Raw genomic sequence first — 24,825 nt, 5'->3', positions numbered from 1 at the left:
TCCGGGATTTTTGCGTGTCGAAAAGTTCGACATGCTTCTCAAAAATGCAAGCATTTTTTCGAGGGGATGCAGGCCTCTGCGCGCATGGCCCGAAGGGCCACACACTTGCGGCCTGAGCGGAGTGTTTTCCGACGTACACGCCGCCGGAAAACACGATTGGACTTTATTCCGCCGTCTGCGGACGGCGGAACTCTGCGAGGCTCTTGCAGCACAAATCGCAGAAATACACTTTATCGACAGACTAAATCCCGGAGTTCGAATAAACTCCGGGATTTTTGCACGTTATTGGGCGGGGAAGAGACTTAGACCCGCTTCCACTTGGTGCCTTCCTTGGTGTCGATGAGCTCGATGCCCCGGGCTTTGAGTTCATCCCGGATGCGGTCGGCCTCGGCCCAGTTCTTGTCCTTCTTGGCCTGGGTACGGGCGGCCACCAGAGCGTCGATCTCGGGGTCGGACTCCGCGCTCTCCTCCGCCTGGGGGGCGGCGGCCTTGGCGGCCCGGTCCAGGAGGCCCAGGCTCAGCACCTGGTCAAACTCGTCCAGCAGGACCCGCTTGGCGCGGTCGCTGATCTTGGCCTTCAGCACGTCGTAGAGGACGGTCACACCCATGGAGGTGTTCAGGTCGTTGTCCATGGCGGAGCGGAAGGAGGCGCGCAGCTCGTCCATGGCGGCCTGGTCCAGCTCACCCTCGTCCTTCAGGGCGGCGACACGGGCGATGAGCTTGTCATAGGCGGTGCGGGCATTGTCCAGGTTTTCCCAGGAAAAGACCAGGCCCTTCCGGTAGTGGGACTGGAGGCAGAAGAAGCGGTAGACCATGGGGTCGTACCCCTTCTCCTCCAGCAGGGAGACAGTGAGGAACTCGCCCTTGGACTTGCTCATCTTTCCGCTGGTGGTGTTGAGGTGGTGGACATGGAACCACTGGGGGCACCAGGGATGGCCCAGATAGGCCTCCGACTGGGCGATCTCGTTGGTGTGGTGGGGGAAGGCGTTGTCGATGCCGCCGCAGTGGAGGTCCAGATACTCGCCGTTATACTTCATGGAGATGCCGGAGCACTCGATGTGCCAGCCGGGATAGCCCACGCCCCAGGGAGAGTCCCACTTGAGGGCCTGGTCCTCGAACTTGGACTTGGTGAACCAGAGGACGAAGTCGGCCTTGTTGCGCTTGTTCTGGTCCTCCTCCACGCTGTCCCGGACGCCCACGGCCAGGTCCTCCTCGTCGTGGTCGTTGAAGACGTAGTACTGCTGGAGCTTGGAGGTGTCGAAGTAGACGTTGCCACCGGCCAGGTAGGCATAGCCCTTTTCGATGAGGCAGGAGACGATCTGGATATACTCCTCAATGCAGCCGGTAGCGGGCTGGACCACGTCGGGGCGCTTGATGTGGAGCTTCTCGCAGTCGGAGAAGAAGGCGTCGGTGTAGAACTGGGCGATCTCCATGACGGTCTTGTGCTCCCGCTTGGCGCCCTTGAGCATCTTGTCCTCGCCGGTGTCGGCGTCAGAGGCCAGATGGCCCACGTCGGTGATGTTCATGACCCGGTTGACGTCATAGCCGGCATAGCGGAGGTACTTTTCCAGCACGTCCTCCATGATATAGCTGCGCAGGTTGCCGATGTGGGCGAAGTGGTATACGGTGGGGCCGCAGGTGTACATCTCCACCTTGCCGGGGGTGTGGGTCTTGAAGTCGTCCTTGGTACGGGTGAGAGAGTTGTAGAGCTTCATATTGACATTCCTTTCTCCGGTAAATAGATCTTACAGATTGCCCTGCCGGGACTGCTCATCCAGCAGCATTTCGATGAATTCCAGCCGGGAGCTGAGGGCCTGCAGCTCCTTCTGGACCGGGTCGGTGATGTGGATCTGGTCCACGCTGGTGGTGTAGTCCACCTTTTCCCCGGCAATGCGCACCACCCGGGCGGGCACGCCCACGGCCGTGGCGTTGGGGGGGATCTCCTTGAGCACCACCGCGTTGGAGGCGATGCGGGCATTGTCGCCCACGGTAAAGGGGCCCAGTACCTTGGCCCCGCTGGAGACCATCACGTTGTTGCCCAGGGTGGGGTGGCGCTTGCCGTGGTCCTTTCCGGTGCCGCCCAGGGTGACGCCGTGGTAGATCAGGCAGTCGTCGCCCACCTCGGCGGTCTCACCGATGACGATGCCCATGCCGTGGTCGATGACGAAGCGGCGACCGATCTTGGCGCCGGGGTGGATCTCGATGCCGGTCCAGAAGCGGCTCCACTGGGAGACCAGCCGGGCCAGAAATTTCAGACCATGACAGTACAGAAAGTGGGCCAGCCGGTGGTATAGGATGGCGTGGACGCCGGGATAGAGCAAAAAGATCTCCAGTTTGCTCCGGGCTGCCGGGTCCCGGGCCTGATAGGCCGCCAAAGTCTCGCCAAGACGTGTCATGTTATCCCTCCTGTCAGATGATGAGAGGACCGTAAGAATGAAAAAACGCCCCTTATGCCCACATGGGCACAAGAGGCGGCGTCTCCGTCGCGGTTCCACTCTTGCATTTGCTCACAGCCGGTCCAGCAACCGGCCCGGCCGGTAACGGCGGCCTGCCGGGGGCCATTACGCCCCGCGCTCCCGGGCGCACTTCACATCCTCCGCCGTGGACACGCTTTCAGCCGATGACGCGTCCTCTCTGTCCGTCCGGTCAGGATGCTACTCTTCCCGTTCCTCACGCTCTTCTTGGTTCATTATATTATCATGGCCCCGGCGGGGTGTCAAGGGGGAGACAGCGGGGGAGAGTTGTGCTATACTGGGAAAAACCGAGAACGGAGGAGGAGTCGCTATGGCGCTGGTCCCGTGTCCCCTGTGCGGGAAGGAGATTTCGGAGTATGCCGTCAGCTGCCCAGGCTGCGGAGAACCCATCCCCCACTATGCCCTTCTGGTGCTGGATGACCGGGAGGACTGGTTTGTGTTGCTGACCTACGTGTCCGAGTGGAAGGGCTGCACCCGGGAGGAGGCGGAGCAGTGGATCTGCGCGCCCTGTGTGCTCCGGCGGGGCATGACCTGGGCGGAGGCCCAGGAGGCGGCGCTGGACCTGTCGGGCTGCACGGTGCAGATCCTCCCCGAGGAGGAGGCCGATCAGCTCTGCCAGACCGCGCTGCTGCGCCGGACCCGGAAGCAGGAGGAAAAGCCGCTTCCGCTCCCCTTCTGGCAGACCGTCAAGGCGGTCATGGTGGGTGGCTTCCTGCTCTGGCTGATTCTGATGCTGCTCGGCGGGCTCTTTTTCGGATAGGAGGAGAAGGATATGGCGTTGATGCATTGCCCGGAGTGCGGGCGGGAAATTTCCGATCAGGCGTCGGTCTGTCCCGGGTGCGGGCTGCCGACGGCGGTGGATTATGACGTACTGGTGGTGCGGGTCCTGGAGGAGTCGGCGGCAGTGAACCAGCTTCGGAAGGTACAGAGTCAGATGAAGGAGGAGGGGATCCGCCGGGAGCTGAAGACCCTCCCCGCCCTGCTGGCCACCGAGTGCAGCCATGCGGAGTTTGAGGAGCTCCGGCGCAAGCTGCCCGCGCTGCGCCTGCGCCTTGTGCCGGGCGGGACCGGCCAGGCGGCGGTAAAACGGACCGCCGTGGGGACACTGAGCCGGGGCGAGCTCTTCTGGCTGCTGGCGGCGGGGAGCGCCACTGGCATATTCCTGGTCTGGCTGATTTCCCTCCTGCTCTCTCAACTGCTGTAAGGGCCGGACAAACAAAGCGTCCGCCGTTCCGATCACTGGGAATGGCGGACGCTTTGTTCGTTTGGTTAGGCCTGGGGGGCGACCTCCACGGAGACGGTGTATCCGTCCAGTCCGGGGAGCGCGGAGAGAAGTCCCTCCACAGCCTCCTCCGCCCGCTGGGCAGCGGCAGTGAGCAGGCCGTTTTCGATGGCCTTGTTTTCGAGAGCCGACTTCTGGTCGGCGGTGAAGCCGGTGTAATCGGTGATCTCGATGGGGTTGAAGATGTTGTGGGTCTGGTCAAAGACCTCGATGCTCTCCTCGTCGATCTCGTGGGAGAGGATGGCCGGAGCGGGGAGGGAGATGGAGATCTTCTCTCCCTGGACCTGGATCTCCACGTCGGAGAGGTCCACGCCCGCCTTGATGAGGCCGTCATAGGCCACGATAAAGCTCTTGGTGGTAAAGGGGACCTTCCAGCCGTAGAAGTCCACTTGGTTTTCGAACTTGCCCATATTGGTATAGTGGTACTCCACCGTGGACAGCTCCCGGATGCTGGAGAGCTGCTGGCCCAGCAGCTCGCTGGTGATGACGGGGGCGGCATCCCGGTGAGTCAGTACGGCGCCCAGCACGAAGGACACTGCCAGCGCGGCCAGCAGAGCCGCGATCAGGGCCAGTTTGGTCTTGAGCCGGAGCTTCCGGCGGACGGGACGCTCGGTCGAATCCTGTACCGGCATATGCATTTCTCCTTTCCTCTGTCATGATAACGGATACCATCATAGCGAAACGGAACGAAAAAAGCAAGAAGTGTCGGCACTTTGAGAGAATTTGTCACTCTTTTGTAAGAATCCCAGGGAAGTGGGGCGGTGGGGTCAGCCCTTCAGCCCCTCCAGGGCGGACTGGGCCAGCAGAGCCGCGCCCAGGGGGAGGGCATCGTCATCCGTCCGGAAATGCTCATTGTGCCAGCAGGGATTGTGCTGTCCGGGGAAGCCGGTGCCCAGCCAGTAGAAGAAGGCGGGGACATCCTGTCCGAAGACGGCGAAGTCCTCCGAGCCCATATCGCCCCGGGGCTGGACGATGTTCTCCGCACCCAGGATGGCGCAGGCGGCCCGGCGGGCCAGGGCGGTCATCTCGGGTTTGTTGTCGGTCACAGGGACCTCGGGGATGAAGCGCACCTCGCACTTGCACTGATAGGAGGCCGCGATCCCCTCGGCCAGGGCCTTGAGGCGGTTCTGGGTCTGCTCGATCACGGCGTCGGAGTGGGCGCGCACGTCGCCGGTCATGGTCAGGGTCTCAGGCACGAAGTTCTCCGGCGTGCCTGCGTTGATGGAGAAGACCGCGCACACCAGGGGCTCCTGGGGGTCGGTGTTGCGGCTGACGATGGTCTGGATGCCGTTGACGATGGCGGCCCCGGCCACGATAACGTCCACACACTTGTGGGGAGAGCCGCAGTGGCCGGTCACGCCGGTGAGGGTAATGACGAAGTGGGACTTGCCGGACATGACGGCCCCGGGGATCACGCCCACCTGGCCGCAGGGGATCTCGGGGCGGGTGTGCAGGCCGAAGAGCCGCTCGGGGCGCTGGGGCAGCTTGTCCCACAGGCCGTGGCGGATCATGGCCGCGGCGCCCTGGGTGATCTCCTCCGCGGGCTGGAAGAGGAAGACCACATTGCCGCACAGCTCTTCCCGCCGCTCGGCCAGGAGCTGCGCGGCGCCCAGCAGACAGGTGGTGTGGAAGTCGTGGCCGCAGGCGTGCATGACGCCGGGGCACTCGGAGACCACGCCGTTGTCGGCGGGCTCTTGCTGCTCAATGGCGTCGATGTCAGCCCGGAGAGCCACGGTGGGGCCGCTCTGGCCGCCCCGGAGGAGGCCGACCGCGCCGGTCTCCATACCCAGATCGATCAGCTCGATCCCCAGCTGGGTAAGGCGCTCCCGGATGATACCGGTGGTGCGCCGCTCTTCAAAGGAGAGCTCCGGATGGCGGTGAATGTCGTCCTTGATGGCTTTGAGAGTGGGGGAGAGTTCCTGCGCACGGGAGAGAAGTTCGGACATAAAAAAGACCTGCCTTTCCAACAGACGGAATATCAGATGGGGAAACCGAAAAATAGTTTCCTACGCAACCTCTTTCTTGCGGAGCAGGGCAGAACGTACTATAATAACAAAGTGTCGTGTCCGCGGACCGAGGTGCGATGGGTTCCGTAGACACTATAATACGATGGTTTGGCTTTTTCAAGTGGCAAACCTCCAGAAGTGGAGGAGATTCAAACGCAGCAGTCCAAAAATGATTTTTCCAAGGGGAGCATCCCCCGCAACATCCTGAGTCTGGCCCTGCCCATGACGGCGGCCCAGCTCATCAACATCCTATATAATATTGTAGACCGCATGTACATCGGGCGGATCCCGGGGGAGGGGCGGCTTGCCCTGACCGGCCTGGGTCTGTGCCTGCCCATTATCTCGATCCTGATCGGCTTTGCCAACCTCTGCGGCATGGGGGGCGCGCCCCTGTGCTCCATCCACCGGGGGAAGGGGGAGGATGAGGAGGCGGAGGCTATTTTGGGCAACTCCTTTGCGCTGCTGCTGCTCTTCGGCGCGGTGCTCACGGCCCTGTGCCTGTTGTTCCGGGAGCCCATCCTCTACCTGTTCGGGGCCAGTGACGTGACCTTTCCCTACGCGGAGGAGTATCTGACCGTCTACCTGCTGGGTACCATCTGTGTGATGATTGGCCTGGGGATGAATCCCTTCATCAACTCCCAGGGATTTGGACGGATCGGGATGGGTACCGTGGCGCTGGGCGCACTGGTCAACATCGTGCTGGACCCCATCTTCATCTTTGTGTTCCATATGGGTGTGCGGGGCGCCGCTCTGGCCACCGTGCTCTCCCAGACCTGCTCGGCGGTGTGGGTGCTGCTCTTCCTCACCGGGAAAAAGACGATGCTCCGGCTGCGCTGGTCCGCTTTCCGCCTCAAGGGCGAGCGGGTGGCCCGGATCCTCAGCCTGGGAGTATCCGGCTTTATGATGTCCATGACCAACAGCCTGGTGCAGGTCCTGTGCAACGCCACCCTCCAGCAGTACGGCGGCGATCTCTACGTGGGCGTGATGACGGTCATCAACTCCATCCGGGAGGTCATCACCATGCCCATCACGGGGCTGACCAACGGCAGCCAGCCGGTGCTGGGCTACAACTACGGCGCCCGGGAGTACGGGAGAGTGCGGGAGGGCATCCGCTTCTCCGTGCAGGTGACCATGGCCTATTCCGTGGTGATCTGGCTGGTGACACTGGCCATCCCGGAGCTGCTGATCCGGCTCTTCAACGACGACCCGGCCCTCATCGCCGCCGGTGTCCCGGCCTTTCGGATCTACTATGCCACCTTTGCGTTCATGTCCTTCCAGATGATCGGACAGTCCATTTTTGTGGGGTTGGGGCGGTCGAAAAATGCTATCTTCTTCTCCCTGCTCCGCAAGGCCTTTATCGTGGCGCCCCTGACCGTGATCCTGCCGGCCTGGTTTGGCATGGGGGTGAACGGCGTCTTCCTGGCGGAGCCCATCTCCAACGTGGTGGGCGGTCTGGCCTGCATTCTCACTATGTATTTTACGGTATACCGCCGTCTGGAGTTTCAGTAAATAGTTCTCCGGCTCCGCTCTCGGTTGAGGGCGGAGCCGGAAAAAAGTTTTTCGGAAAAGAGAAAAAAGAGTTGACAAACGAAGAAGAAGCAGATATAATATTCTACGTTGAGTCGCCGGTCCGGCGGCGCAGTAAGTGAATATGGGGGTATAGCTCAGCTGGGAGAGCGCTTGAATGGCATTCAAGAGGTCAGCGGTTCGATCCCGCTTATCTCCACCAATTTGTAAAGATCCGAACTAACAAGTTCGGATCTTTTTTTGTTTTGAACAATGAAAGGAAAAGCGTGATTGCCTGAGATGTAGGCGGATTATGGAACCATCTTCTTGCCGCAGTAAGGGCAAAATGCGCCGGTGCTTCTGTCGAGGAATTTTCCGCAATGCGGGCATCTATAAAAAAGAAAGTGATATCCTGTCCCGCAGATCAATACCACAACTCCCAGCACCCACAACAGCGTTATTTCCGCCAGCGCTCCGATCATACCTACGATCCCACCAACCGCAAACAGAATCCAAACGACAGTCCTCACTTGTGGGGGCAGTAACTTTTTCATACGGTTCCTCCTCCAGCCTGTTTGAGTGGGGCTTTATATACAACAGTATACTACTCTCGCGGATCGCTGACAATAAGGGACGCTTTCCGGCAAGTCTAAATAAAATGATATAGGATGCCAGCGACAATACACCCTGCATTTCACAAAAAAAATCGGAGCAAGCCATTCAGCTTGCTCCGACGATGGTGCGCGAGGCGGGACTTGAACCCGCACGTGCGTAATGCACACTAGAACCTGAATCTAGCGAGTCTGCCAATTCCACCACTCGCGCATGTGGTCCGGGTGACAGGACTTGAACCTGCGGTCTCGTGGTCCCAAACCACGCGCGATACCAAACTTCGCTACACCCGGATCGGTCCTGCTCATCATGCACCGCTTCAAGAACCGATGCAACGAAAGATATTATAAACCATTTCGCTAAGGATTGCAAGAGAAAATTTCGTGTGTTATGATATGGGCTGAGAGGTGACAAGATCAAATGAGAATGCGGAAAAAACCGAACCTTGCAAATCGGATGGAGCGGTGCGCCGGACTGCTGATCCAGAATCCGATGGAGCTGAGAGGAAATTGGAGAAGCCTTTTCCCCCAGGCCAGAGAACTGCGCCTGGAGGTGGGTTGCGGGAAGGGACGCTTTACGGTGGAGACGGCGGCCCAGAACCCGGAGTGCCTGTTTGTGGCCATCGAACGGGTGGCTGACGCCATGATCATCGCCATGGAGCGGGCTGAGAAGATGGATCTGCACAATGTGTATTTCATCGACGCTGACGCCGCCCGGCTGCGGGAGTATTTTGCGCCCGGGGAAGTGGACCTGATCTATCTGAATTTCAGCGATCCCTGGCCCTCCAACCGGCACAGCAAGCGCCGCCTGACCCACACGGACTTCCTGATGCGGTACCGTCAGGTATTGAAGGAGGGCGGCCAGATCCACTTCAAGACCGATAACCGGGATCTGTATGAGTGGTCCCTCTTCCAGTTCCCGAAGGCCGGGTTTGCCCTGTCTGAGGTGACACGGGATCTGCACGGCAATGGGATCTGCGGCGTGATGACGGACTATGAGGAGAAATTCCACGCCATGGGCACGCCCATTAACCGCTGCGTGGGCACCATGGGGGAGCTGCCCGCCGAGATGGCCGGGTGGATCGACCCGCTGGACAAGCCCCGCGGACAGGAGGAAGGGGAAGAAGAGGAGTCCCCGGAAGAATTGCAGGTTCCTTCTGAGCATGAGGAGCCTTAAGTAAAGTAATCCAGAAAAAGAAGGGCTGCCTGAGAAGCTGGCGCCGGTCGGTTCCGAGAAAGACCATCTTCGGAACGGATCTGCGCGGCGTCTCAGGCAGCTCTTTTTTATCATCTGGAAAGAAAAGGGGCTGGAACGGACATAATGGATTTATACAGATATAGAAAATACTGGATGATATGAGGGCATACTTGCCGATAAAACGCAGAAAAAAAGGCCGTATTGTAAATAACGTGTAAAAAATATGTAATAGATCGAGTATGCTCTTGAAGGATTCTGAATTTTTTGTCATAATATTGTCTGCAATGTAAAAAATCTATGAACAGCACGGCGCAGGCCGTGGACAAAGGAGAAAATGAAATGCAACTGGAAGACATTTTTATGCTCTTCGGCGGACTTGCCCTGTTTTTGTACGGCATGCACATTATGTGCGCGGGTCTGGAAATCGCGGCAGGTGACCGCCTGAAGTCCATTCTGGAAATGCTCACTTCCAAGCGGATCCTGGGCGTCCTGGTGGGCGCCGGTATTACGGCAATCATTCAGAGCTCCTCGGCGACCACTGTCATGGTGGTGGGATTCGTCAACTCCGGCCTGATGACCCTTCAGCAGGCGGTCGGCGTGATCATGGGCGCCAACGTGGGTACCACCATGACCAGCCTTCTCATTGCGCTGGACGTGGGCCTCATCGCGCCGCTGCTGGCCTTCTTCGGCGTGGTGCTCATCACCATGTTCAAGAAGCAGAAGATCAACTGTATCGGCCAGATCGTTGCCGGTCTGGGCATCCTTTTCCTGGGCATGGAGCTGATGAGCTCCTCCATGGCCCCGCTGCGGGACTATGAGCCCTTTGTCAATCTCCTCACTTCCTTCTCCAATCCCATCCTGGGCATCCTGGCCGGCGCGCTCTTCACCGCGGTGGTCCAGAGCTCCTCGGCCAGCATCGGTATCCTTCAGGCGCTGGCCCTGAGCGGTGTGGTGGGACTGGATAACGCGGTCTATGTGCTCTTCGGCCAGAACATCGGTACCTGTATCACCGCCCTTCTGGCCAGCCTGGGCGGAAACCGCAACGCCAAGCGCACCACCCTCATCCACCTGATGTTCAACGTGATCGGTACCGTGATCTTTACCATCATCTGCCTGACCACGGACTTTACGGGCCTGATCCAGAGCTATCTGCCCGGCAACGTGCCTGGCCAGATTGCCACCACCCACATCATCTTCAACGTGGTGACCACCATTGTGCTCTTCCCCTTCGGCAATGTGCTGGCCAAGGTAGCCTGCCGGATCCTGCCCGACCACACCAGCGAGGAGGGCTATCATCCCGTCAACGAGCACGGCATCGGCTCCACCGCCATTGCCCTGTCTGAGCTGCAGAAGCAGGAGGCGGAGATGTTTGCCCTGGCCCGGGAGAATGTGGAACTGGCCTTCGACACCCTGCTGCTGCGGGATGAGAGCAAGCTCAGCCGCGTGGCCGAGCAGGAGGACCGGATCGACGTCTACAACGCGGAGATCACCCGCACCATCGGCCGCACTTCCACCCACGAGATGTCGGAGGCCGACTCCGACCGCTTCAACCGCATGCTGATCGTCTGCGGCAACATTGAGCGTATCGGCGACCACGCCATGAACATGGCCGAGTATCTGGAGCCCCTGAAGAAGCGCCATATCCACATGGACGATGAGACCATGAAGGAGCTGACCAACCTGCGCACCCTGGCCACCCATGCATTGCTGGCCATTGACTTCGAGGACGACAGCAACCGGAAGCGCGCGCTGGATACCGTGGCCATTCTGGAGGCGGACAGCGATGAAAAGAACCGCCAGTACCGCGCCGCGCAGATCCGCCGTATGCGGGAGGGTCACGTGGACCCCGAGCTGAGCATCCTGTACAGCGAGATCCTCACCGACATCGAGCGTATGCTGGACCACATGCTCAACATTGCCGAGGCTCTCTGCCCCAAGCAGGCTGCCTAAGCGGAATGTTATGAAAGAAAAAAGCCCCGGAATCCAAATATGGATTCCAGGGCTTTAAGCTGTCGATCAAGTGTATTTCTGCGATTTATGCTGCAAGAGGCCTCGCAGAGTTCCGCCGGGCGTAGACGGCGGAATGAGGTCAAATCGTTTTTTCCGGCGGCGTGTACGTCGGAAAAAACACTTCTCAGGCCGTAAGTGTGTGGCCCTTCGGGCCATGCGCGCGACGGCCTGTATCCCCTCGAAAAAATGCCTGCATTTTTGAGAAGCGTGTCGAACCAGTTCGACACGCGGAAGCCCCGGAATCCAAACATGGATTCCGGGGCTTTGCTGCTGTCTGGACGATTACAGGCAGACGTCTGTCATTTGGAAGGTGCGGCAGTCCACCAGCCCGCGGTTGGTGAGACGCAGCTCCGGGATGCAGGCCAGGGAGAGAAGGGCCATGGTCATGAAGGGGGCGGGGAGGATGCAGCCGATCTCCTTCCAGGCCAGACCCAGTTGATGGGCCAGATCGGCCATCTCGGCGGGGGAGCGCTCACCCATCACGCCGGCCAGGGGCAGGGGGATGTGGCCCAGGACCTTTCCGTCCCGCACCACGCACATGCCGCCCTGGGACTCGATGAGGGTATTGGCGGCGAAGGCCATATCCGCATCGTTGGTGCCCAGCACCAGCAGGTTATGGGCATCGTGGGCCACGGTAGAGGCCATGGCGCCGCTGGTGATGCCAAAGCCGTGTACAAAGCCCCGGCCGCAGGTACCGGTGCGGTTGTGCCGCTCAAAGACCACGGCCTTGAGGACATCCTGGACCGGATCGGATTCCAGATAACCGTTGCGGGGGGTTAGGGCGGCGATATACTCCCGGGTCAGGGCCTTGCCGGGAACAACACCGATGGCGCGGACCTTCTGGATGGTCTGGGAGGGGGCGGGGTAGAGGAAATCTTCCGCCTGGATGGGGTCCAGATGGATGGTGGAGCGGACAAAGTCCGGATAGGACGCCTCTGGGATGTCGATGGTCAGATGGCCGTCCTCGGCCACCAGATTCCCGTCGATAAAGACCTTCTGGACGACGAAATCCTTCAGATCGGTGAACAGGACCAGATCGGCGCATTTTCCGGGGGTAACCGAACCCAGGTCATGGTCCATCTGGAAGCACTGGGCGCAGTTGATGGTGACCATCTGAACGGCGGACACCGGGTCGATTCCCTCGGCCACGGCCCGGCGGAGCAGCCGGTCCACATGGCCCTCCGCCCGGAGGGTCTGGGGATGGGCGTCGTCGGTGACCAGCAGGGCAAAGCGGCTGTCTACCTGGTGCTCGGTGACCGCTCGGGCCACCTCGTGGAGGTCCCGCCAGCCGGAGCCCTCCCGGAGCATGGCATACATGCCAAGCCGCATTTTGGCCAGGGCCTCCTCCGGACGGGTGGACTCATGGCAGGAGCGCACACCGGAGGCGATGTAGCCGTTGAGGCCCCGGTCCAGGTCGGCCATGGCATAGTGGCCGGTGATGGTCCGTCCGGCCTTGCCTGTCTCGGCCAGGATGGCGTGGGGGCCGTCCGCGCCCGAGAGGACGCCGGGGTCGTTCATCATCTCGCCTAGGGCCACGGTGCGCCCGTCCTCCATGAACTGACGCACATCCTCCGGCCCCACAAAGCCGCAGGTGTCCTCAAAGCCGGGGACGGCGGGCACGCAGGAGGGCATGGTGAGCATGGCCTTGAGGGGGGTGGCGGCGGCATCTTCCATCATGAAAGAGACGCCCTTGGGCCCCAGTATATTGCAGATCTCGTGGGGGTCGTAGTACACGCCCACGGTGCCCCGGGGGAGCACGGCCCGGGCAAAGTTCCGGGGCGGCATCATGGAGGACTCGATGTGGATGTGGCCGTCCAGAAGACCGGGGGAGAGGTAGGCCTCCCCGGCGTCCACCACCTGGGTCTCAGGACCGATGCAGTGGGAGGCGTCCGGGCCCACATAGGCGATGCGTCCGGCGGCGCAGGCCACATCGGTGTGGGGCTGGAGCTCGCCGGTGCAGACGTTGATCAGGGTAGCATTCTTCACCACCAGCTCCGCGGGCGTGAGTCCCTGGGCCACGGCCGCCAAAGTCTTGGAGGCTTCCCACAGGGGGGTGCGGCAAAAGACATTTTTCATACAGACGCTCCTTTCTGAGTCCAAATGGTTGAATACGGGGGACCGGAAGGTCCCCCGTATTTCGGATCAATTGAGTTTTTGCTGGCGGGCCAGATTTTCAGCCACGATGCGCTCCATGGCGTTGAGGATGTTCTCATAGCCGGTGCAGCGGCACAGGTGGCCGGAGATCAGCTTGCGCAGCTCATCCCGGTTGTACTGCTTGTTGGTGCCCACGATCTCCACGGCGGTCATGATGAGGCCGGGGGTGCAGAAGCCGCACTGGACGGCGGCCTCCTCGATAAAGGCGGTCTGGATGGGGGAGAGCTCTCCGTTGGGGCCCTTGATGCCCTCCACGGTGAGGACGCTGTGGCCGTCGGCCCACACGCTGAGGTAGCAGCAGGAGTTGACGGCCTTTCCGTCGATGAGGACGGTACAGGCACCGCACTCGCCCACTTCACAGCCCTTCTTGACGCTGGTCAGGCCCAGACGGTCCCGCAGGGTATCGGTCAGACACTCCCGCACGTCCACGGCAAGCTCTTCCTCCTTGCCGTTCACTTTTACATGGATGATTTTAAGCATGGATTTCACCTCCGGCAAAGGCCACAGCCTGCCGGAAGGCCCGGCGGCAGATTTCCTTGGCGATCTGGAGCCGGAAGGCCTTGGAGGCCCGCCAGCTGTCTCTGGGATTGATTTCGGTGAGGACGCTCTGGCCCAGTTCCTTGACCAGGGCCTCGTCCACGGTGCGGCCCACGGCCAGGGCCTCGGTCTTGGGGCAGCGCACGGGGGTGGGAGCGGCCACGCCGAAGGCAATGCGCAGATCCTCTACGGTGCGCTTGTCGGCCGAGAGCTTGACCTGCACGGCACAGCCCAGGGTGGAGATCTCCATGGCCTCGCGCTTGCCGTACTTGATGTAGTGTCCGCCGAAGCCCTCGTAGTTTTCACGGGCGATGCGCACGGCGGTGAGTACCTCGTCATGCTGCCGGACGGTCTTGCCGGGGCCGGCGTACCACTCCCCGATGGGGATGAGGCGCTTGCCGTTGGGGCCCTGGACCTCCAGCACGGCGTTGAGGGCCATGAGGGAGGGGGCGCTGTCGGCGCTGGTCACACCGTTGCAGACGTTGCCGCCGATGGTGCCCATGTTGCGGATCTGGGGGCTGCCCACCTGATCCACCGCCTGGCAGAGCATATTGATGTGGGGGCGCAGCAGGGGGGAGTTGGTGATCTCGGAGAAGGTACACCCGGAGCCGATGACCAGGGTACCGTCCTCCTCCTCCCGGATGGCGCTCAGCTCGCTGAGGCCGTGGAGGCTGACCAGATGGCAGCCGGCGTGGCGGCCCTCCCGGGTCTGGATGAGCACGTCGGTGCCCCCGGCGATGGGCATGGCCGCCGGGTCCGCCCCCAGGGCGGCGATGGCGTCGGCCACACTGGTGGCCTGGTAGTATTGTTCCATATCATACATGGCGCGAAACCCTCCTTAGTCGTCGATGAGTCCGGCCTCGGTAAAGGCGGTGATGAGCTTCTGGGGATCCAGAGGCAGGGAGTCGATGGCCACGCCGGTGGCGTGGAGCACCGCGTTGCGGATGGCGGGCGCGCCGGGGATGGCGGGAGGCTCGCCCAGGGCCTTATTGCCATAGGGGCCGGTGGGATCGGGGACCTCCACAAAAGCGGCCTGCAGGTCGGGGGTATCCATGGCGGTGGGCAGCTTGTAGTCCAGGAGGTTGCCGTTGAGAGGACGGGCCTTGGCGTCGAAGAGGAGCTGCTCGCTCAGGGCGTAGCCCAGACCCATGCTCATGCCGCCGTGGACCTGCGCCGCGGCCAGCTGAGGATTGATGAGGGTGCCCGAGTCATGGACGTTGACGATGTTGAGGACCTTCACCTTGCCCAGGGGGATGTCCACCTCGACCTCGGCAAAGCAGCAGCCGCTGGCAAAGGTGTTGACCTTACAGTGAGAGGTGGCCTCCGCCGTGATGTGCTGGGAGCGGTCCAGGCTGTAGAAGGCCTCCACCGCAATGTCGGCCACGGAGCGGAGGGCCTCACCGGTGACGGTGTCCACGATCTGGTCGTCCCGGATGTCCAGATTCTCCACCGGGTAGCGCAGGGCATAGCCGGCGTACTCCAGGATCTTCTGCTTGAAGAGGGCGCCGGTCTTCTTCACGGCCATGCCGCTGACATAGGTCTGGCGGGAGGCGTAGGCGCCGGTATCGAAGGGAGTGGTATCGGTATCCTGGAAGGAGGAGATATGGACCTTCTTCACCGAGATACCGGTGACCTCCGAGGCCATCTGGGTAAAGACGGTGTCAGCGCCCTGGCCGATCTCGGTGGCGCCCATCTGGACCTGGACCGAGCCGTCCTGGTGGAGCACCATGCGGCAGGAGGCGGTCTCCAGCGAGATGGGATGTACGCCGGTCTTGTAGCAGAAGATGGCCATGCCCACGCCGCGGCGGATGGGGCCGGTCTGGTTCTGATACTTGGCACGCAGCTCATCCCAGTGGATCAGCTCCCGGCCCTTCTGGATGGCGTCCTGGAGACCGTAGCTGCGGAACTGAACGTGAGTGTGGGGGTCCTCATAGCCGGCCTGCATGCAGTTTTTCAGGCGGAACTCCAGGGGGTCCATGCCGATGGCGTGGGCCATATCCTCGGCCAGACACTCGGTGGCGAAGCAGGACTGGGGGATGCCGTAGCCGCGCATGGCGCCGCCCACGGCGATGTTGGTGTAGACCGTGTTGGCCTCGCACTCCAGAGCCTTCTCGTCCCGGTAGAGCTGCTTGAAGCCGTTGATGGCGTTGGCCACGATGGAGTGTCCGTGGGAGGCGTAGCCGCCCTGGTTGGAGTTGGCCAGACACTTGCGGGCCACGATGGTGCCGTCCCGCCGCACGGCGCCGGCAACGTGGAAGTCGATGGCGTGGCGGACGCGGGTGGAGGCAAAGGTCTCCTCGCGGGTGATGTCCAGCTTGACGGCCCGGCCGCCGACCTGCGTGCACAGCCAGGCATTGAGGGGCTCATAGAGCACGTCCTGCTTGTTGCCGAAGCCGCCGCCGATGTAGGGCTTGATGACCCGGATGTTGCCCCAGGGAATACCGGTGGCCTGGCCGATGACCCGGCGGACGATGTGGGGGATCTGGGTGGAGGAGATCACGGTGATCTTATCTCCCTCCTGATAGGCAAAGGAGGTGGGGGGCTCGATGTGGCAGTGCTGGACGGTCTGGGTCCGATAAGTACGCTGGACGGTGACCAGATCATCCTCTCCGGCGACGGCCTCGTCATAGGTCATCTCGCCCACCTGGAAACCGGAGTGGACCAGGACATTGTTGGGCTTTTCGTCGTGGACGGGACGCGCACCGGGGGCCATGGCCTGATCCACGGTGACATAGGGCTCGAACTCCTCATATTCCACGCGGATGAGGCGGGCTGCCCGGTCGGCGGCTACATTGTCCTCGGCGATGATAGCGGCGATGTCGTCGCCATAGAACCGCACCCGGCGGTTGAGCAGCTTCCGGTCGGCCACATCCTGATGGGCCTTTTCCACCGACCAGGGATGGCCGGGGGTGGGGAAGGGGACGTCGGGGACATCGAAGCAGGTGAGGATCTTGACCACGCCGGGGACGGCAAGGGCCTCCTCCAGATGGAAGGCCTTGACCTCGCCGAAGGCGATGGTGCTGTGGACGACTTTTGCCACCAGATAATCGCGGGGCTCCAGGTCTGAGGTATACTTGGCGGTGCCGGTTACTTTGTCATGGGCATCCACACGAAGCATGGACTGACCAATTGCCATATCGTATCGCTCCTTTCAGGCTCGTTGGGGGCTTGGAATGGGGGCTTGCGCTTTCTCCGGCGGTCGGGGCCCCGGCCGCCGGAGAAAGCGGGCCGGAAGGGGAAGCCGGCCCGCCCGAGGGGGGAAACGGGAAGAATCAGATGATGAAGTACTTCACCACGAAGAGAATGGCCAGAACATACATCAGGGGGCTGATGGTCTTGCGCTTCTCGCCGCCGGCGAAGAGGTTGATGACCACGTAGGTGATAACGCCCATGGAGATACCCTCGGAGATGGAGTACATAAAGGGCATGCAGATCATGCAGATAAAGGCGGGGATGGACTGGGTGGGATCGTCGAAGTCCACCTTCAGGATGGAGCTGACCATCAGGAAGCCCACCACGATCAGAGCGGGGGCGGTAGCAAAGGAGGGGATGGCCAGGAAGATGGGAGAGAGGAAGAGGGCGATGCCGAAGAGAGCGGCGGAGACCAGACCGGTCAGACCGGTACGGCCGCCCTCGGCCACGCCGGAGGCGCTCTCCACGAAGGTGGTGATGGTGGAGGTACCCAGAAGGGCACCGGCGGTGGTACCCACGGCATCCGCCATCAGAGCGCCGCGGATGCGGGGAAGCTTGCCGTCCTTATCCAGCATATTGGCCTTGGAGGCCACGCCGATGAGGGTGCCCAGGGTATCGAACACATCCACGAAGAGGAAGGCGAAAATGACCACCAGGAAGTCCAGCGAAAAGACGTTGGAGAAGTCGATCTGGAACAGGGTGGGGGCCACGCTGGGAATGGCGATGCCGTTGGAAAAATCGGGCAGCAGGCTGAAGAAGGTGGTGTTGTCCGGCACATAGAGCCCCGTCAGCTGGCAGAGGATGCCGAGGATCCAGGTGGCCAGGATACCGATGAGGATGTTGCCCTTGACCTTCTTGACGATGAGCAGGGCGGTGATGAGCACACCGATGATGGTGAGCAGGACCGTGATGCCCTGGGTGTGGAAGGTGTTCTGGGCCAGGGCGTCCTTCATGGAGAAGACCGAGAGCAGGGTGGAAGGATCGTCCACCACCAGCTTGGCGTTCTGCATGCCGATAAAGGCGATAAAGAGACCGATACCGGCGGACACCGCGTGCTTGAGGGGGGTGGGAATGGCGTTGAAAATGGCCTCACGCACGTTGGTCAGGGAGAGCAGGATGAAAATGATACCCTCCAGGAAGACGGCGGTCAGGGCCGTCTGCCAGGAATACCCCATCTGTCCGACCACGGTGTAGGCGAAATAGGCGTTGAGGCCCATGCCGGCCGAGAGTACAAAGGGGTAGTTGGACATGGTGGCCATCAGCACTGTGGCCAGCAGAGAGGCCAAGCATGTGGCGGTAAAGACGGCGCCCGAGTCCATACCGGCGGCGGATAGAATGCTGGGGTTGACAGCCAGGATGTAAGCCATGGTCATGAAGGTGGTGATACCGGCCATGACCTCGGTTTTGACATCGGTGCCGTGCTCTGTCAGGTGAAACAATCGATCCAGTGTTTGATTCATGAAGATCCCTCTCTTTCTTTCCATTTAACATAGGCGGAAGGAACAAACCGGGAACCATTCCCGGAAGGGCACAAGAATGAAACAAAACAAGATACGTGAATGAACTTAGAAGAGCTGGCTGCCCCGGACGAATTTGTGGACGATGTCCCGGTCCTCGGAGAGATAGATGGTGCGCTCCAGACGCTGCTGCACGCTGTGGGCTTCCGGCGGGTTGTACCGGCGGTCGTCCAGAACCAGGATGTCGCACTCATAGCCGGGGAGGAAGGAGCCTACCTGGCCGAAGAAGGAGCCGCCGCCCATGGTGCCCAGCCAGAAGGCCTCGGTGGCCGACAGGGGGGCGAGGGTGGAATCCACCAGACGCCAGCGAAGCTTGGAGACCTGCACGGCGTCGGCCATGGCCCGGAAAATGGAGCAGTGGGTGCCGCCGGCCACATCGCTGCCCAGACCCATAGGGATGCCCTCCTCCAGATAGCGGCGGGCGGGGGCGATGCCGGAGGCCAGGTTGGTATTGGAGGCGGGACAGTGGGCCACGTAGACCTGCCGCTCCCGCATCAGAGCGATTTCATCGTCGTCAGAGAGGACGCAGTGGGCCATAATGGTGGGGCAATTTTCTCCGCCGAACAGGCCGAAGGAGTCATAGGCGTCGCCATATCCGTGGGAGGAGGGGCACAGCTCCTTCACCCACTCCACCTCGCTGCGGTTCTCCGAGAGGTGGGACTGCACCGGGAGATTGCGCTCCCGCTGGAGCTTGCCCAGGGCCTCCATCAGAGGATCGGAGCAGGAGGGGATGAACCGGGGAGTGAGAATGGGGGAGACCCGCTGGTAGCGGCCGGCGCTCTCCTCCAGCCAGGACACCGTGGCCGCCAGGGAGGCCTCCGCGCTCTCCTCCTGCAGGTCGGGAGAGGCGTTGCGGTCCATGTTGACCTTGCCCACCATGGCCACCAGGCCGGATTCCTCCAAAAGGTCCATCAGCAGCCGGGTCGCGTCCGGATGCACGGTAGCGAAGGCGCACAGGCGGGTGTTGGGGCCCCGGCGGACGTCCTCCACAAAGCGGGAATAGGCCTGCTTGGCATAGGAGAGGTCCCGGAACCGGGCCTCCTCAGGGAAGGTATAGGTGTTGAGCCAATCCAGCAGCTCCAGATCCATGCCGAGGCCCCGGTAGGTGTACTGGGGGGCGTGGACATGGAGATCGGTGAGGCCGGGCAGAATCAAATGGCCGGTATAATCCAACAGGGGAAGGGACGCATAGGACTCTGGTATGGTATCAAAGACACCGGCGCAGCGTCCGTCCACGCAGAGCAGATAGCCGTTGGGGACGGAGCGGAGGGTGTTGGGGTCGACACTATAACAGAGATCGCCCTTCAAGAGAAAAGAGGTAGCGTTCATGGTCGTACTCCTTTGTCGTTGAAGTGTGATTTCCACCTCTTCACAGCAGCGGGAAGAGGTCCCGGATCAGGGAAACTTATAGCGCGGCTGTTTGCGGCAGCCGGTAGAGACACCCAACCGATTTTGGGCCTATATAAGTCTCTGGAAACGAAATAGATTGGAAGTGGGCCGGATACAAAAAAACCACCGTTCCTGCCGCACAATAAATTCCCGATCATCTCCTCTCGGGAACTTATAGCGCGGCTATTTACGGTAGCCAGTAGAGACGCCCAACCATATTATGGGCTTATATAAGTTCATTCACTTGGATAGAAAACCTTATGGTTTTCCTTGTGCTTTTAGTATACTTCCTGAAAATTTTTTTGTCAACCTATCAAGCTATTATGGAATTGTACAAAAAGATGGAAAGCCCTCTGTGAAAGAGGGAGAAAATATAGCGTAATGTCAATAAAAATGAGAAAAACAGGGCAAAAAAGGCCTGAGTGGGAGAAAATGGTGATGGGAAAAAGAAGCGCTCCGAAAACGTCTGAAAAAAAGAAAAATATGACTTGACAAACGAGGGATAGGTCAGTATAATATAACCTGCACTTGTGAGTGCGCAAGAGATAGCGGGTTTGTGTAAGGGTAGCACAGCAGACTCTGACTCTGTATGTGAGGGTTCGAATCCTTCACCCGCTGCCAAAAAGAGATGCAACGTTGGTTGCATCTCTTTTTTTGCCCTGGAGGAGGATTCCGGGCGCTTGAAACGAAAATTGAGCTGGTTCGGCAAAAGGAGGCGGAGACTCACAAGAGTCTCCGCCTCGGTGATTTTCGCTATGATAAAGTTGCCCATCCGGTCATCAGTTGCCGGGATAGAGGGGGTACTTCTCGGTGATGGAAGCCACGGCGTCCCGGATGGACTGGGCCTTGGCCTCGAAGTCGGTGGCCGCCTGCCAGATCAGCTGGCCGATGAGGGTCATATCCTCTTCCTTCAGGCCGCGGGTGGTGGCGGCGGGAGTGCCGATGCGTACGCCGCTGGTGACGAAGGGCTTCTCGGGGTCGTTGGGGATGGCATTCTTGTTGACGGTGATATGTACCTCGTCCAGACGGTGCTCCATCTCCTTGCCGGTGACGCCGGCCTTGCGCAGGTCCACCAGCATCATGTGGTTGTCCGTACCGCCGGAGACCAGATCAAAGCCCTCCTTCATCAGAGAGGCCGCCAGCGCCTTGGCGTTTTTGATCACCTGCTCCTGATAGGCCTTGAACTCGGGCTTGAGGGCCTCGCCCAGGGCCACGGCCTTGGCCGCGATGATGTGCTCTAGGGGGCCGCCCTGGCTGCCGGGGAAGATGCCGGAGTCGATCTTCTTGGCCAGCTCCTCCTTGCACAGGATCATGCCGCCGCGGGGACCACGCAGGGTCTTGTGGGTGGTGGTGGTGACCACGTCAGCATAGGGCACGGGGTTGGGATGCAGACCGGTGGCCACCAGGCCGGCCACGTGGGCCATGTCCACGAAGAGATAGGCGCCCACCTCATGGGCGATGTCGGCAAAGGCCGCGTAGTCGATGAAGCGGGGATAGGCGGAGGCGCCGGCAATGATCATCTTGGGATGATGCTTGCGGGCCATGTCCCGGACGTTGTCGTAGTCGATGAATCCCTCTTCATTCAGGCCGTAAGAGACCATGTTATAGTTCTTGCCGGAGAAATTGACCGGGCTGCCATGGGTCAGATGTCCGCCGTTGGCCAGATCCATACCCAGCACAGTGTCGCCCACGTTGCACAGCGCCTGATACACGGCATAGTTGGCGTTGGCGCCGCTGTGAGGCTGGACATTGGCATGGTCCGCGCCGAAGAGCTTACAGGCACGATCCCGGGCCAGATTCTCCACCACGTCCACGCACTGGCACCCGCCATAGTAACGCTTGCTGGGATAACCCTCCGCGTACTTGTTGGTCAGCACGGAACCGGCCGCGGCGAGCACCGTCTCGCTGACAAAGTTTTCAGATGCGATCAGCTCGATATTCCGGCGCTGACGGTCAAACTCGTGTTTGATCGCCTCACCCACCTCAGGATCCTGCGCGAGGATAAAGTCCATCATGTCCTTGACCATTTTGATTCCTCCCATGGCATTATACTAAACAGTATAGTTTTTGGGTACTCTATGTTGATTATAGCTGAGCTTGTCCTAAATTACAACCATGATTTGTAAATAATGTCTCGTTTTTTTTCGTCCCCCATGTTATAATGGCACAATCAAAGAACCGGTGTTCCATCTGCCGCAAGCACCTTGACCGGTATATGAGGTGATCCCCTTGAAATCCCAAGACGATATTCTGGCCATTGTGGCCGCGCTGAAAAGCGCCTATCCGGAGGCCATCTGCTCTCTGGACTATCAGAAAGATTATGAGCTGCTCTTCTCCACCCGCCTGGCCGCACAGTGTACGGACGAGCGTGTCAATCAGGTCACGCCCACGCTGTTTTCCCGGTTTCCCACGCTGGAGGCCCTGGCCCAGGCCGATGTGAGCGAGGTGGAGGAGATCATCCACTCCACCGGCTTTTTCCGGGCAAAGGCCCGGGACATCGTGGCCGCCTCCCAGATGCTGCTGGAGGTCTATGGCGGAAAGGTGCCCTCCACCATGGAGGAGCTGCTGAAGCTCCCCGGGGTGGGGCGGAAGACCGCCAATCTGATCCTGGGCGACATCTTCCACGCCCCCGGCGCCGTGGTGGCTGACACGCACTGCATCCGCATTTCGGGCCGTCTGGGGCTGACCGACGGCACTAAGGAGCCCCCAAAAGTGGAGCAGCAGCTGCGCGCCCAGCTCCCGCCCGAGGAATCCAATGACTTCTGCCACCGCCTGGTGCTCCACGGACGGGCCGTGTGTATGGCCCGCAAGCCGGACTGCGCCAACTGTACCCTGCGGCCCTGGTGTGATTTTTACCAGCCCCAGGACTGAACCATCCAGAAAAGGAGGAGCATACCATGCTTCCGAGCGGTACTCTAGCCCCTGATTTCACCCTTCCCGATCAGGACGGGAACCTTGTGACCCTCTCCCAGTTCCGGGGAAAGAAAGTGGCCCTCTACTTCTACCCGCGGGACAATACCCCCGGCTGCACCCGGCAGGCCTGCGCCTTCGGGGAGGCCTGGAGCGCCTTCCAGGACCACAATACCGTCGTCCTGGGGATCAGCAAGGACAGCACAGCCTCCCACGCAAAATTTGCCCAGAAATACGCCCTGCCTTTTCCCATTCTCTCCGACCCGGAGCTGATTGCCATTCAGGCCTATGATGTCTGGAAGGAGAAAAAGCTCTACGGAAAAGTCAGCATGGGCGTGGTGCGCTCCAGCTATCTCATCGACGAGAACGGCGTGATCCTGGACGCCCGGGAAAAAGTGAAGCCCGACACCAATGCCGCCGATCTGCTGGCCCGGCTGGAGGAGGGTTAAGGGTACCTTTGTGCCCGCCTTCGAAACATTCCAAGCAGGTTCTGTCCCCTGACAAAGGGACGGGACCTGCTTTTTGTGCCTCTGGTGTGCCACAAGGGCACGCACCTGCATAGGATGTCAGGGGGAATTCCCCAGAAGGAGGCCGCAACCCATGGGTATTACCAATTCCAACAAAGTCATCAATCAGGACCGGATCGACTGTGACGGTTCTCTCCGCGTCACGCTGGCCATCACCGCCGCGCCGGATATCATCTCGAATCCCACCGACATCGTCCTGGTACTGGACCGCTCCGGCAGCATGGCCGGAGAACCCCTCTCCGCCATGAAAATAGGTGCAAAGACCTTTATTGATATTATTGACGAGGCCACCGACAGCAGCAAGGACGGACAGATCGGCTCCGGCAGCCGGATGGGCGTGGTGAGCTTTTCCAGCACGGCAGTGGCCGACACACAGCTCATCACCTCGGTGGATGCGCTCAAAAATGCCGTAGACGGACTGAGCGCCGGCGGAAGCACCAACCACGCAGATGCCTTCACCAAGGCCATGGAGCTCTTTGAGCCCGCCTCCAGCAATGCCAAGGTGATCGTCCTCTTCACCGACGGCAACACCACCGCCGGCGCGCCGCCCGCCCCGGTGGCCGCCGCCGCCCGGGCCCAGGGAATCACCATTTATTGCATCGGCCTCATCGGGTCGGACGGACTGGATATCGATGCGCTGAACAACTGGGCCACCGATCCGGACACCTCCCACGTGGCGGTGACCCCGGATCTGGCCGACCTGGAGGAACTGTTTGCAGAGCTGGCCGCCAACATCTCCAAGGCGGGGGCCACCAACATCCAGATCAAGGAGATGGTCACCCCCGATTTTGTCATTACCAGCATTTTGCCCCCCGCCAAAGGTACGGCGGAGCAGCTGGATGACCACACCCTGCGCTGGAAGATCCAGGAGCTGGGCGTGACGCTCAGCGAGAGCGCCGTGCTGGAATTTTTCGTCCGCCATATGGGGCAGGAGCCGGGGCTCAAGCTGGTCAACGAGTCCATCACCTATTCCGACAATGAGGGGAACGTGGTCACCTTCCCCGAGCCCAAGGTAGAGGTGGACTGTGATGTGGTGGTCCACCCGGAGGAGTGCCCCGTGCCCATCCAGTTCACGGTGGAGGGCTGTGAGGATTCCCTGCTGGTGGATCTGGGCGACACGTATCTGGAATCCCAGGGCCGGATCATCCAAGTGGACGCAACGGTCAAACAGGTCTGCCCCCATACCCGGGTGGCCCTGGCTGTGATCCTCACTGAAGTGGACACGGACGGCATGGAGTACCAGCGCGGCATGAAGGCTGTGACTCTCCCGGCCCACGATTTCCCGGGCTGCCGGGACATTCAGGTCAAGTGCATCAAGTTTGTGGTGCCGGAGGATTTGAGTGTATCGGGCGGTTCCCTGTGCAGCCCCCGCAATTTCAAAGCGCGCCTGATCGCCCACAGCATCGACACCGATTATCGCTGCTGTGAGGCGGTTATTTCCCCCTGATCTATTTCACTGAAGTCAGATGGAAAACGGGCGGCCGGGACACCATGGTGTCCCGGCCGCCCGTA

20 protein-coding genes, 4 tRNA genes and 2 riboswitches are annotated in these 24,825 nt (G+C 60.7%); of the genes, 10 read left to right on the top strand and 14 right to left on the bottom strand.

Features of this window, described 5'->3' with window-relative positions; genetic code table 11:
• Positions 1 to 302: 302 nt before the first annotated feature.
• Positions 303 to 1,715: a cysteine--tRNA ligase gene (cysS, locus tag GPK94_RS04810; protein WP_215654806.1), complete on the bottom strand. Its 1,413-nt coding sequence runs from the start codon at positions 1,713 to 1,715 to the stop codon at positions 303 to 305.
• Between the two features lie 30 nt (positions 1,716 to 1,745).
• Positions 1,746 to 2,396: a serine O-acetyltransferase gene (gene cysE, locus GPK94_RS04805; RefSeq protein WP_101691238.1), complete on the bottom strand. Its 651-nt coding sequence runs from the start codon at positions 2,394 to 2,396 to the stop codon at positions 1,746 to 1,748.
• 388 nt (positions 2,397 to 2,784) lie between these two features.
• On the opposite strand from cysE, the gene GPK94_RS04800 reads away from it, so the two are divergent.
• Both GPK94_RS04800 and GPK94_RS04795 read left to right on the top strand, forming a co-directional pair.
• Positions 2,785 to 3,234, top strand: coding sequence for a zinc-ribbon domain-containing protein (locus tag GPK94_RS04800; protein ID WP_215654804.1), 450 nt, complete (start codon positions 2,785 to 2,787; stop codon positions 3,232 to 3,234).
• A gap of 12 nt (positions 3,235 to 3,246) precedes the next feature.
• On the top strand, positions 3,247 to 3,678 hold the full coding sequence (locus GPK94_RS04795) for a zinc ribbon domain-containing protein (protein ID WP_215654802.1): 432 nt from the start codon (positions 3,247 to 3,249) through the stop codon (positions 3,676 to 3,678).
• 65 nt (positions 3,679 to 3,743) lie between these two features.
• Here the strand turns inward: GPK94_RS04795 and GPK94_RS04790 are convergent, their stop codons facing one another.
• Entirely contained in the window at positions 3,744 to 4,388 is a 645-nt protein-coding gene (locus tag GPK94_RS04790) for a DUF4230 domain-containing protein (RefSeq protein WP_180956692.1), read from the bottom strand.
• Positions 4,389 to 4,523: 135 nt separating this feature from the next.
• The gene (locus tag GPK94_RS04785; protein ID WP_193537049.1) at positions 4,524 to 5,702 is read right to left on the bottom strand and encodes a M20 family metallopeptidase; all 1,179 of its coding nucleotides are present in this window, start codon (positions 5,700 to 5,702) and stop codon (positions 4,524 to 4,526) included.
• Positions 5,703 to 5,984: 282 nt separating this feature from the next.
• Between GPK94_RS04785 and GPK94_RS04780 the strand changes: the two genes are divergently transcribed.
• Together GPK94_RS04780 and GPK94_RS04775 are read left to right on the top strand one after the other, a co-directional pair.
• Positions 5,985 to 7,271, top strand: a complete 1,287-nt coding sequence (locus tag GPK94_RS04780; RefSeq protein ID WP_215655014.1) for an MATE family efflux transporter — start codon at positions 5,985 to 5,987, stop codon at positions 7,269 to 7,271.
• A 144-nt stretch (positions 7,272 to 7,415) separates the two neighbouring features.
• A tRNA-Ala gene (locus GPK94_RS04775) sits at positions 7,416 to 7,491 on the top strand.
• An 88-nt stretch (positions 7,492 to 7,579) separates the two neighbouring features.
• On the opposite strand, the gene GPK94_RS04770 is transcribed toward GPK94_RS04775, so the two are convergent.
• The 3 genes from GPK94_RS04770 to GPK94_RS04760 all read right to left on the bottom strand — a co-directional run bounded on the left by GPK94_RS04770 (position 7,580) and on the right by GPK94_RS04760 (position 8,173).
• Positions 7,580 to 7,822: a hypothetical protein gene (locus GPK94_RS04770; RefSeq protein WP_215654800.1), complete on the bottom strand. Its 243-nt coding sequence runs from the start codon at positions 7,820 to 7,822 to the stop codon at positions 7,580 to 7,582.
• Positions 7,823 to 8,005: 183 nt separating this feature from the next.
• A tRNA-Leu gene (locus GPK94_RS04765) sits at positions 8,006 to 8,093 on the bottom strand.
• A 3-nt stretch (positions 8,094 to 8,096) separates the two neighbouring features.
• A tRNA-Pro gene (locus GPK94_RS04760) sits at positions 8,097 to 8,173 on the bottom strand.
• A 127-nt stretch (positions 8,174 to 8,300) separates the two neighbouring features.
• Here GPK94_RS04760 and trmB point away from each other — a divergent pair.
• Both trmB and GPK94_RS04750 read left to right on the top strand, forming a co-directional pair.
• Positions 8,301 to 9,056, top strand: a complete 756-nt coding sequence (trmB, locus tag GPK94_RS04755) for a tRNA (guanosine(46)-N7)-methyltransferase TrmB (RefSeq protein WP_193538112.1) — start codon at positions 8,301 to 8,303, stop codon at positions 9,054 to 9,056.
• Between the two features lie 360 nt (positions 9,057 to 9,416).
• The gene (locus GPK94_RS04750) at positions 9,417 to 11,027 is read left to right on the top strand and encodes a Na/Pi cotransporter family protein (RefSeq protein ID WP_215654798.1); all 1,611 of its coding nucleotides are present in this window, start codon (positions 9,417 to 9,419) and stop codon (positions 11,025 to 11,027) included.
• A 342-nt stretch (positions 11,028 to 11,369) separates the two neighbouring features.
• On the opposite strand, the gene ade is transcribed toward GPK94_RS04750, so the two are convergent.
• The 6 genes from ade to GPK94_RS04720 all read right to left on the bottom strand — a co-directional run bounded on the left by ade (position 11,370) and on the right by GPK94_RS04720 (position 19,816).
• Entirely contained in the window at positions 11,370 to 13,163 is a 1,794-nt protein-coding gene (ade, locus tag GPK94_RS04745; RefSeq protein WP_193538110.1) for an adenine deaminase, read from the bottom strand.
• A 66-nt stretch (positions 13,164 to 13,229) separates the two neighbouring features.
• The gene (xdhC, locus tag GPK94_RS04740; RefSeq protein ID WP_101691289.1) at positions 13,230 to 13,721 is read right to left on the bottom strand and encodes a xanthine dehydrogenase subunit XdhC; all 492 of its coding nucleotides are present in this window, start codon (positions 13,719 to 13,721) and stop codon (positions 13,230 to 13,232) included.
• Entirely contained in the window at positions 13,714 to 14,601 is an 888-nt protein-coding gene (gene xdhB / locus GPK94_RS04735) for a xanthine dehydrogenase subunit XdhB (RefSeq protein WP_215654796.1), read from the bottom strand. The genes xdhC and xdhB overlap by 8 nt, the downstream gene beginning before the upstream one ends.
• Before the next feature lie 15 nt (positions 14,602 to 14,616).
• Positions 14,617 to 16,914, bottom strand: coding sequence for a xanthine dehydrogenase subunit XdhA (xdhA, locus tag GPK94_RS04730; protein WP_215654794.1), 2,298 nt, complete (start codon positions 16,912 to 16,914; stop codon positions 14,617 to 14,619).
• Positions 16,915 to 17,050: 136 nt separating this feature from the next.
• The gene (locus GPK94_RS04725; RefSeq protein WP_215654792.1) at positions 17,051 to 18,430 is read right to left on the bottom strand and encodes an NCS2 family permease; all 1,380 of its coding nucleotides are present in this window, start codon (positions 18,428 to 18,430) and stop codon (positions 17,051 to 17,053) included.
• Positions 18,431 to 18,535: 105 nt separating this feature from the next.
• Complete coding sequence (locus GPK94_RS04720; RefSeq protein ID WP_215654790.1) at positions 18,536 to 19,816, bottom strand: amidohydrolase family protein; 1,281 nt, start codon at positions 19,814 to 19,816, stop codon at positions 18,536 to 18,538.
• A gap of 59 nt (positions 19,817 to 19,875) precedes the next feature.
• Positions 19,876 to 19,973: riboswitch (purine riboswitch) on the bottom strand.
• A gap of 58 nt (positions 19,974 to 20,031) precedes the next feature.
• Positions 20,032 to 20,130, bottom strand: a riboswitch (purine riboswitch).
• A gap of 293 nt (positions 20,131 to 20,423) precedes the next feature.
• Here GPK94_RS04720 and GPK94_RS04715 point away from each other — a divergent pair.
• A tRNA-Gln gene (locus tag GPK94_RS04715) sits at positions 20,424 to 20,497 on the top strand.
• Between the two features lie 158 nt (positions 20,498 to 20,655).
• Here the strand turns inward: GPK94_RS04715 and glyA are convergent.
• Positions 20,656 to 21,903 (bottom strand): serine hydroxymethyltransferase, encoded by a 1,248-nt coding sequence (gene glyA, locus GPK94_RS04710; RefSeq protein WP_101692682.1) that lies wholly within the window; start codon positions 21,901 to 21,903, stop codon positions 20,656 to 20,658.
• Between the two features lie 202 nt (positions 21,904 to 22,105).
• On the opposite strand from glyA, the gene nth reads away from it, so the two are divergent.
• The 3 genes from nth (at position 22,106) to GPK94_RS04695 (ending at position 24,760) form a co-directional block, all read left to right on the top strand.
• Positions 22,106 to 22,747 carry an endonuclease III gene (gene nth, locus GPK94_RS04705; protein ID WP_101692683.1) on the top strand — a complete coding sequence of 214 codons (642 nt, stop codon included), beginning with the start codon at positions 22,106 to 22,108 and terminating at the stop codon, positions 22,745 to 22,747.
• A gap of 26 nt (positions 22,748 to 22,773) precedes the next feature.
• Positions 22,774 to 23,235 (top strand): peroxiredoxin, encoded by a 462-nt coding sequence (locus GPK94_RS04700; protein ID WP_215654788.1) that lies wholly within the window; start codon positions 22,774 to 22,776, stop codon positions 23,233 to 23,235.
• Between the two features lie 151 nt (positions 23,236 to 23,386).
• Positions 23,387 to 24,760 (top strand): VWA domain-containing protein, encoded by a 1,374-nt coding sequence (locus tag GPK94_RS04695; protein WP_215654786.1) that lies wholly within the window; start codon positions 23,387 to 23,389, stop codon positions 24,758 to 24,760.
• Positions 24,761 to 24,825: the final 65 nt, after the last annotated feature.

The organism is Pseudoflavonifractor sp. MCC625 (genome assembly GCF_018784545.1).
GTDB classification, from domain to species: Bacteria; Bacillota; Clostridia; order Oscillospirales; family Oscillospiraceae; genus Pseudoflavonifractor_A; species Pseudoflavonifractor_A gallinarum.
The sequence above is the reverse complement of the archived record's forward strand: the minus strand, read 5'-3'. Positions and strand labels throughout refer to the sequence as shown.

Coding starts and splice junctions, on each gene's coding strand:
- trmB (WP_193538112.1), top strand. CDS start 8,301: ATGAGAATGCGGAAAAAACCGAACCTTGCAAATCGGATGGAGCGGTGC.
- GPK94_RS04725 (WP_215654792.1), bottom strand. CDS start 18,430: ATGAATCAAACACTGGATCGATTGTTTCACCTGACAGAGCACGGCACC.
- GPK94_RS04790 (WP_180956692.1), bottom strand. CDS start 4,388: ATGCCGGTACAGGATTCGACCGAGCGTCCCGTCCGCCGGAAGCTCCGG.
- GPK94_RS04785 (WP_193537049.1), bottom strand. CDS start 5,702: ATGTCCGAACTTCTCTCCCGTGCGCAGGAACTCTCCCCCACTCTCAAA.
- GPK94_RS04700 (WP_215654788.1), top strand. CDS start 22,774: ATGCTTCCGAGCGGTACTCTAGCCCCTGATTTCACCCTTCCCGATCAG.
- GPK94_RS04720 (WP_215654790.1), bottom strand. CDS start 19,816: ATGAACGCTACCTCTTTTCTCTTGAAGGGCGATCTCTGTTATAGTGTC.
- GPK94_RS04750 (WP_215654798.1), top strand. CDS start 9,417: ATGCAACTGGAAGACATTTTTATGCTCTTCGGCGGACTTGCCCTGTTT.
- GPK94_RS04695 (WP_215654786.1), top strand. CDS start 23,387: ATGGGTATTACCAATTCCAACAAAGTCATCAATCAGGACCGGATCGAC.
- GPK94_RS04795 (WP_215654802.1), top strand. CDS start 3,247: ATGGCGTTGATGCATTGCCCGGAGTGCGGGCGGGAAATTTCCGATCAG.
- GPK94_RS04780 (WP_215655014.1), top strand. CDS start 5,985: ATGACGGCGGCCCAGCTCATCAACATCCTATATAATATTGTAGACCGC.
- ade (WP_193538110.1), bottom strand. CDS start 13,163: ATGAAAAATGTCTTTTGCCGCACCCCCCTGTGGGAAGCCTCCAAGACT.
- GPK94_RS04770 (WP_215654800.1), bottom strand. CDS start 7,822: ATGAAAAAGTTACTGCCCCCACAAGTGAGGACTGTCGTTTGGATTCTG.
- cysE (WP_101691238.1), bottom strand. CDS start 2,396: ATGACACGTCTTGGCGAGACTTTGGCGGCCTATCAGGCCCGGGACCCG.
- xdhB (WP_215654796.1), bottom strand. CDS start 14,601: ATGTATGATATGGAACAATACTACCAGGCCACCAGTGTGGCCGACGCC.
- xdhA (WP_215654794.1), bottom strand. CDS start 16,914: ATGGCAATTGGTCAGTCCATGCTTCGTGTGGATGCCCATGACAAAGTA.
- GPK94_RS04800 (WP_215654804.1), top strand. CDS start 2,785: ATGGCGCTGGTCCCGTGTCCCCTGTGCGGGAAGGAGATTTCGGAGTAT.
- glyA (WP_101692682.1), bottom strand. CDS start 21,903: ATGGTCAAGGACATGATGGACTTTATCCTCGCGCAGGATCCTGAGGTG.
- xdhC (WP_101691289.1), bottom strand. CDS start 13,721: ATGCTTAAAATCATCCATGTAAAAGTGAACGGCAAGGAGGAAGAGCTT.
- cysS (WP_215654806.1), bottom strand. CDS start 1,715: ATGAAGCTCTACAACTCTCTCACCCGTACCAAGGACGACTTCAAGACC.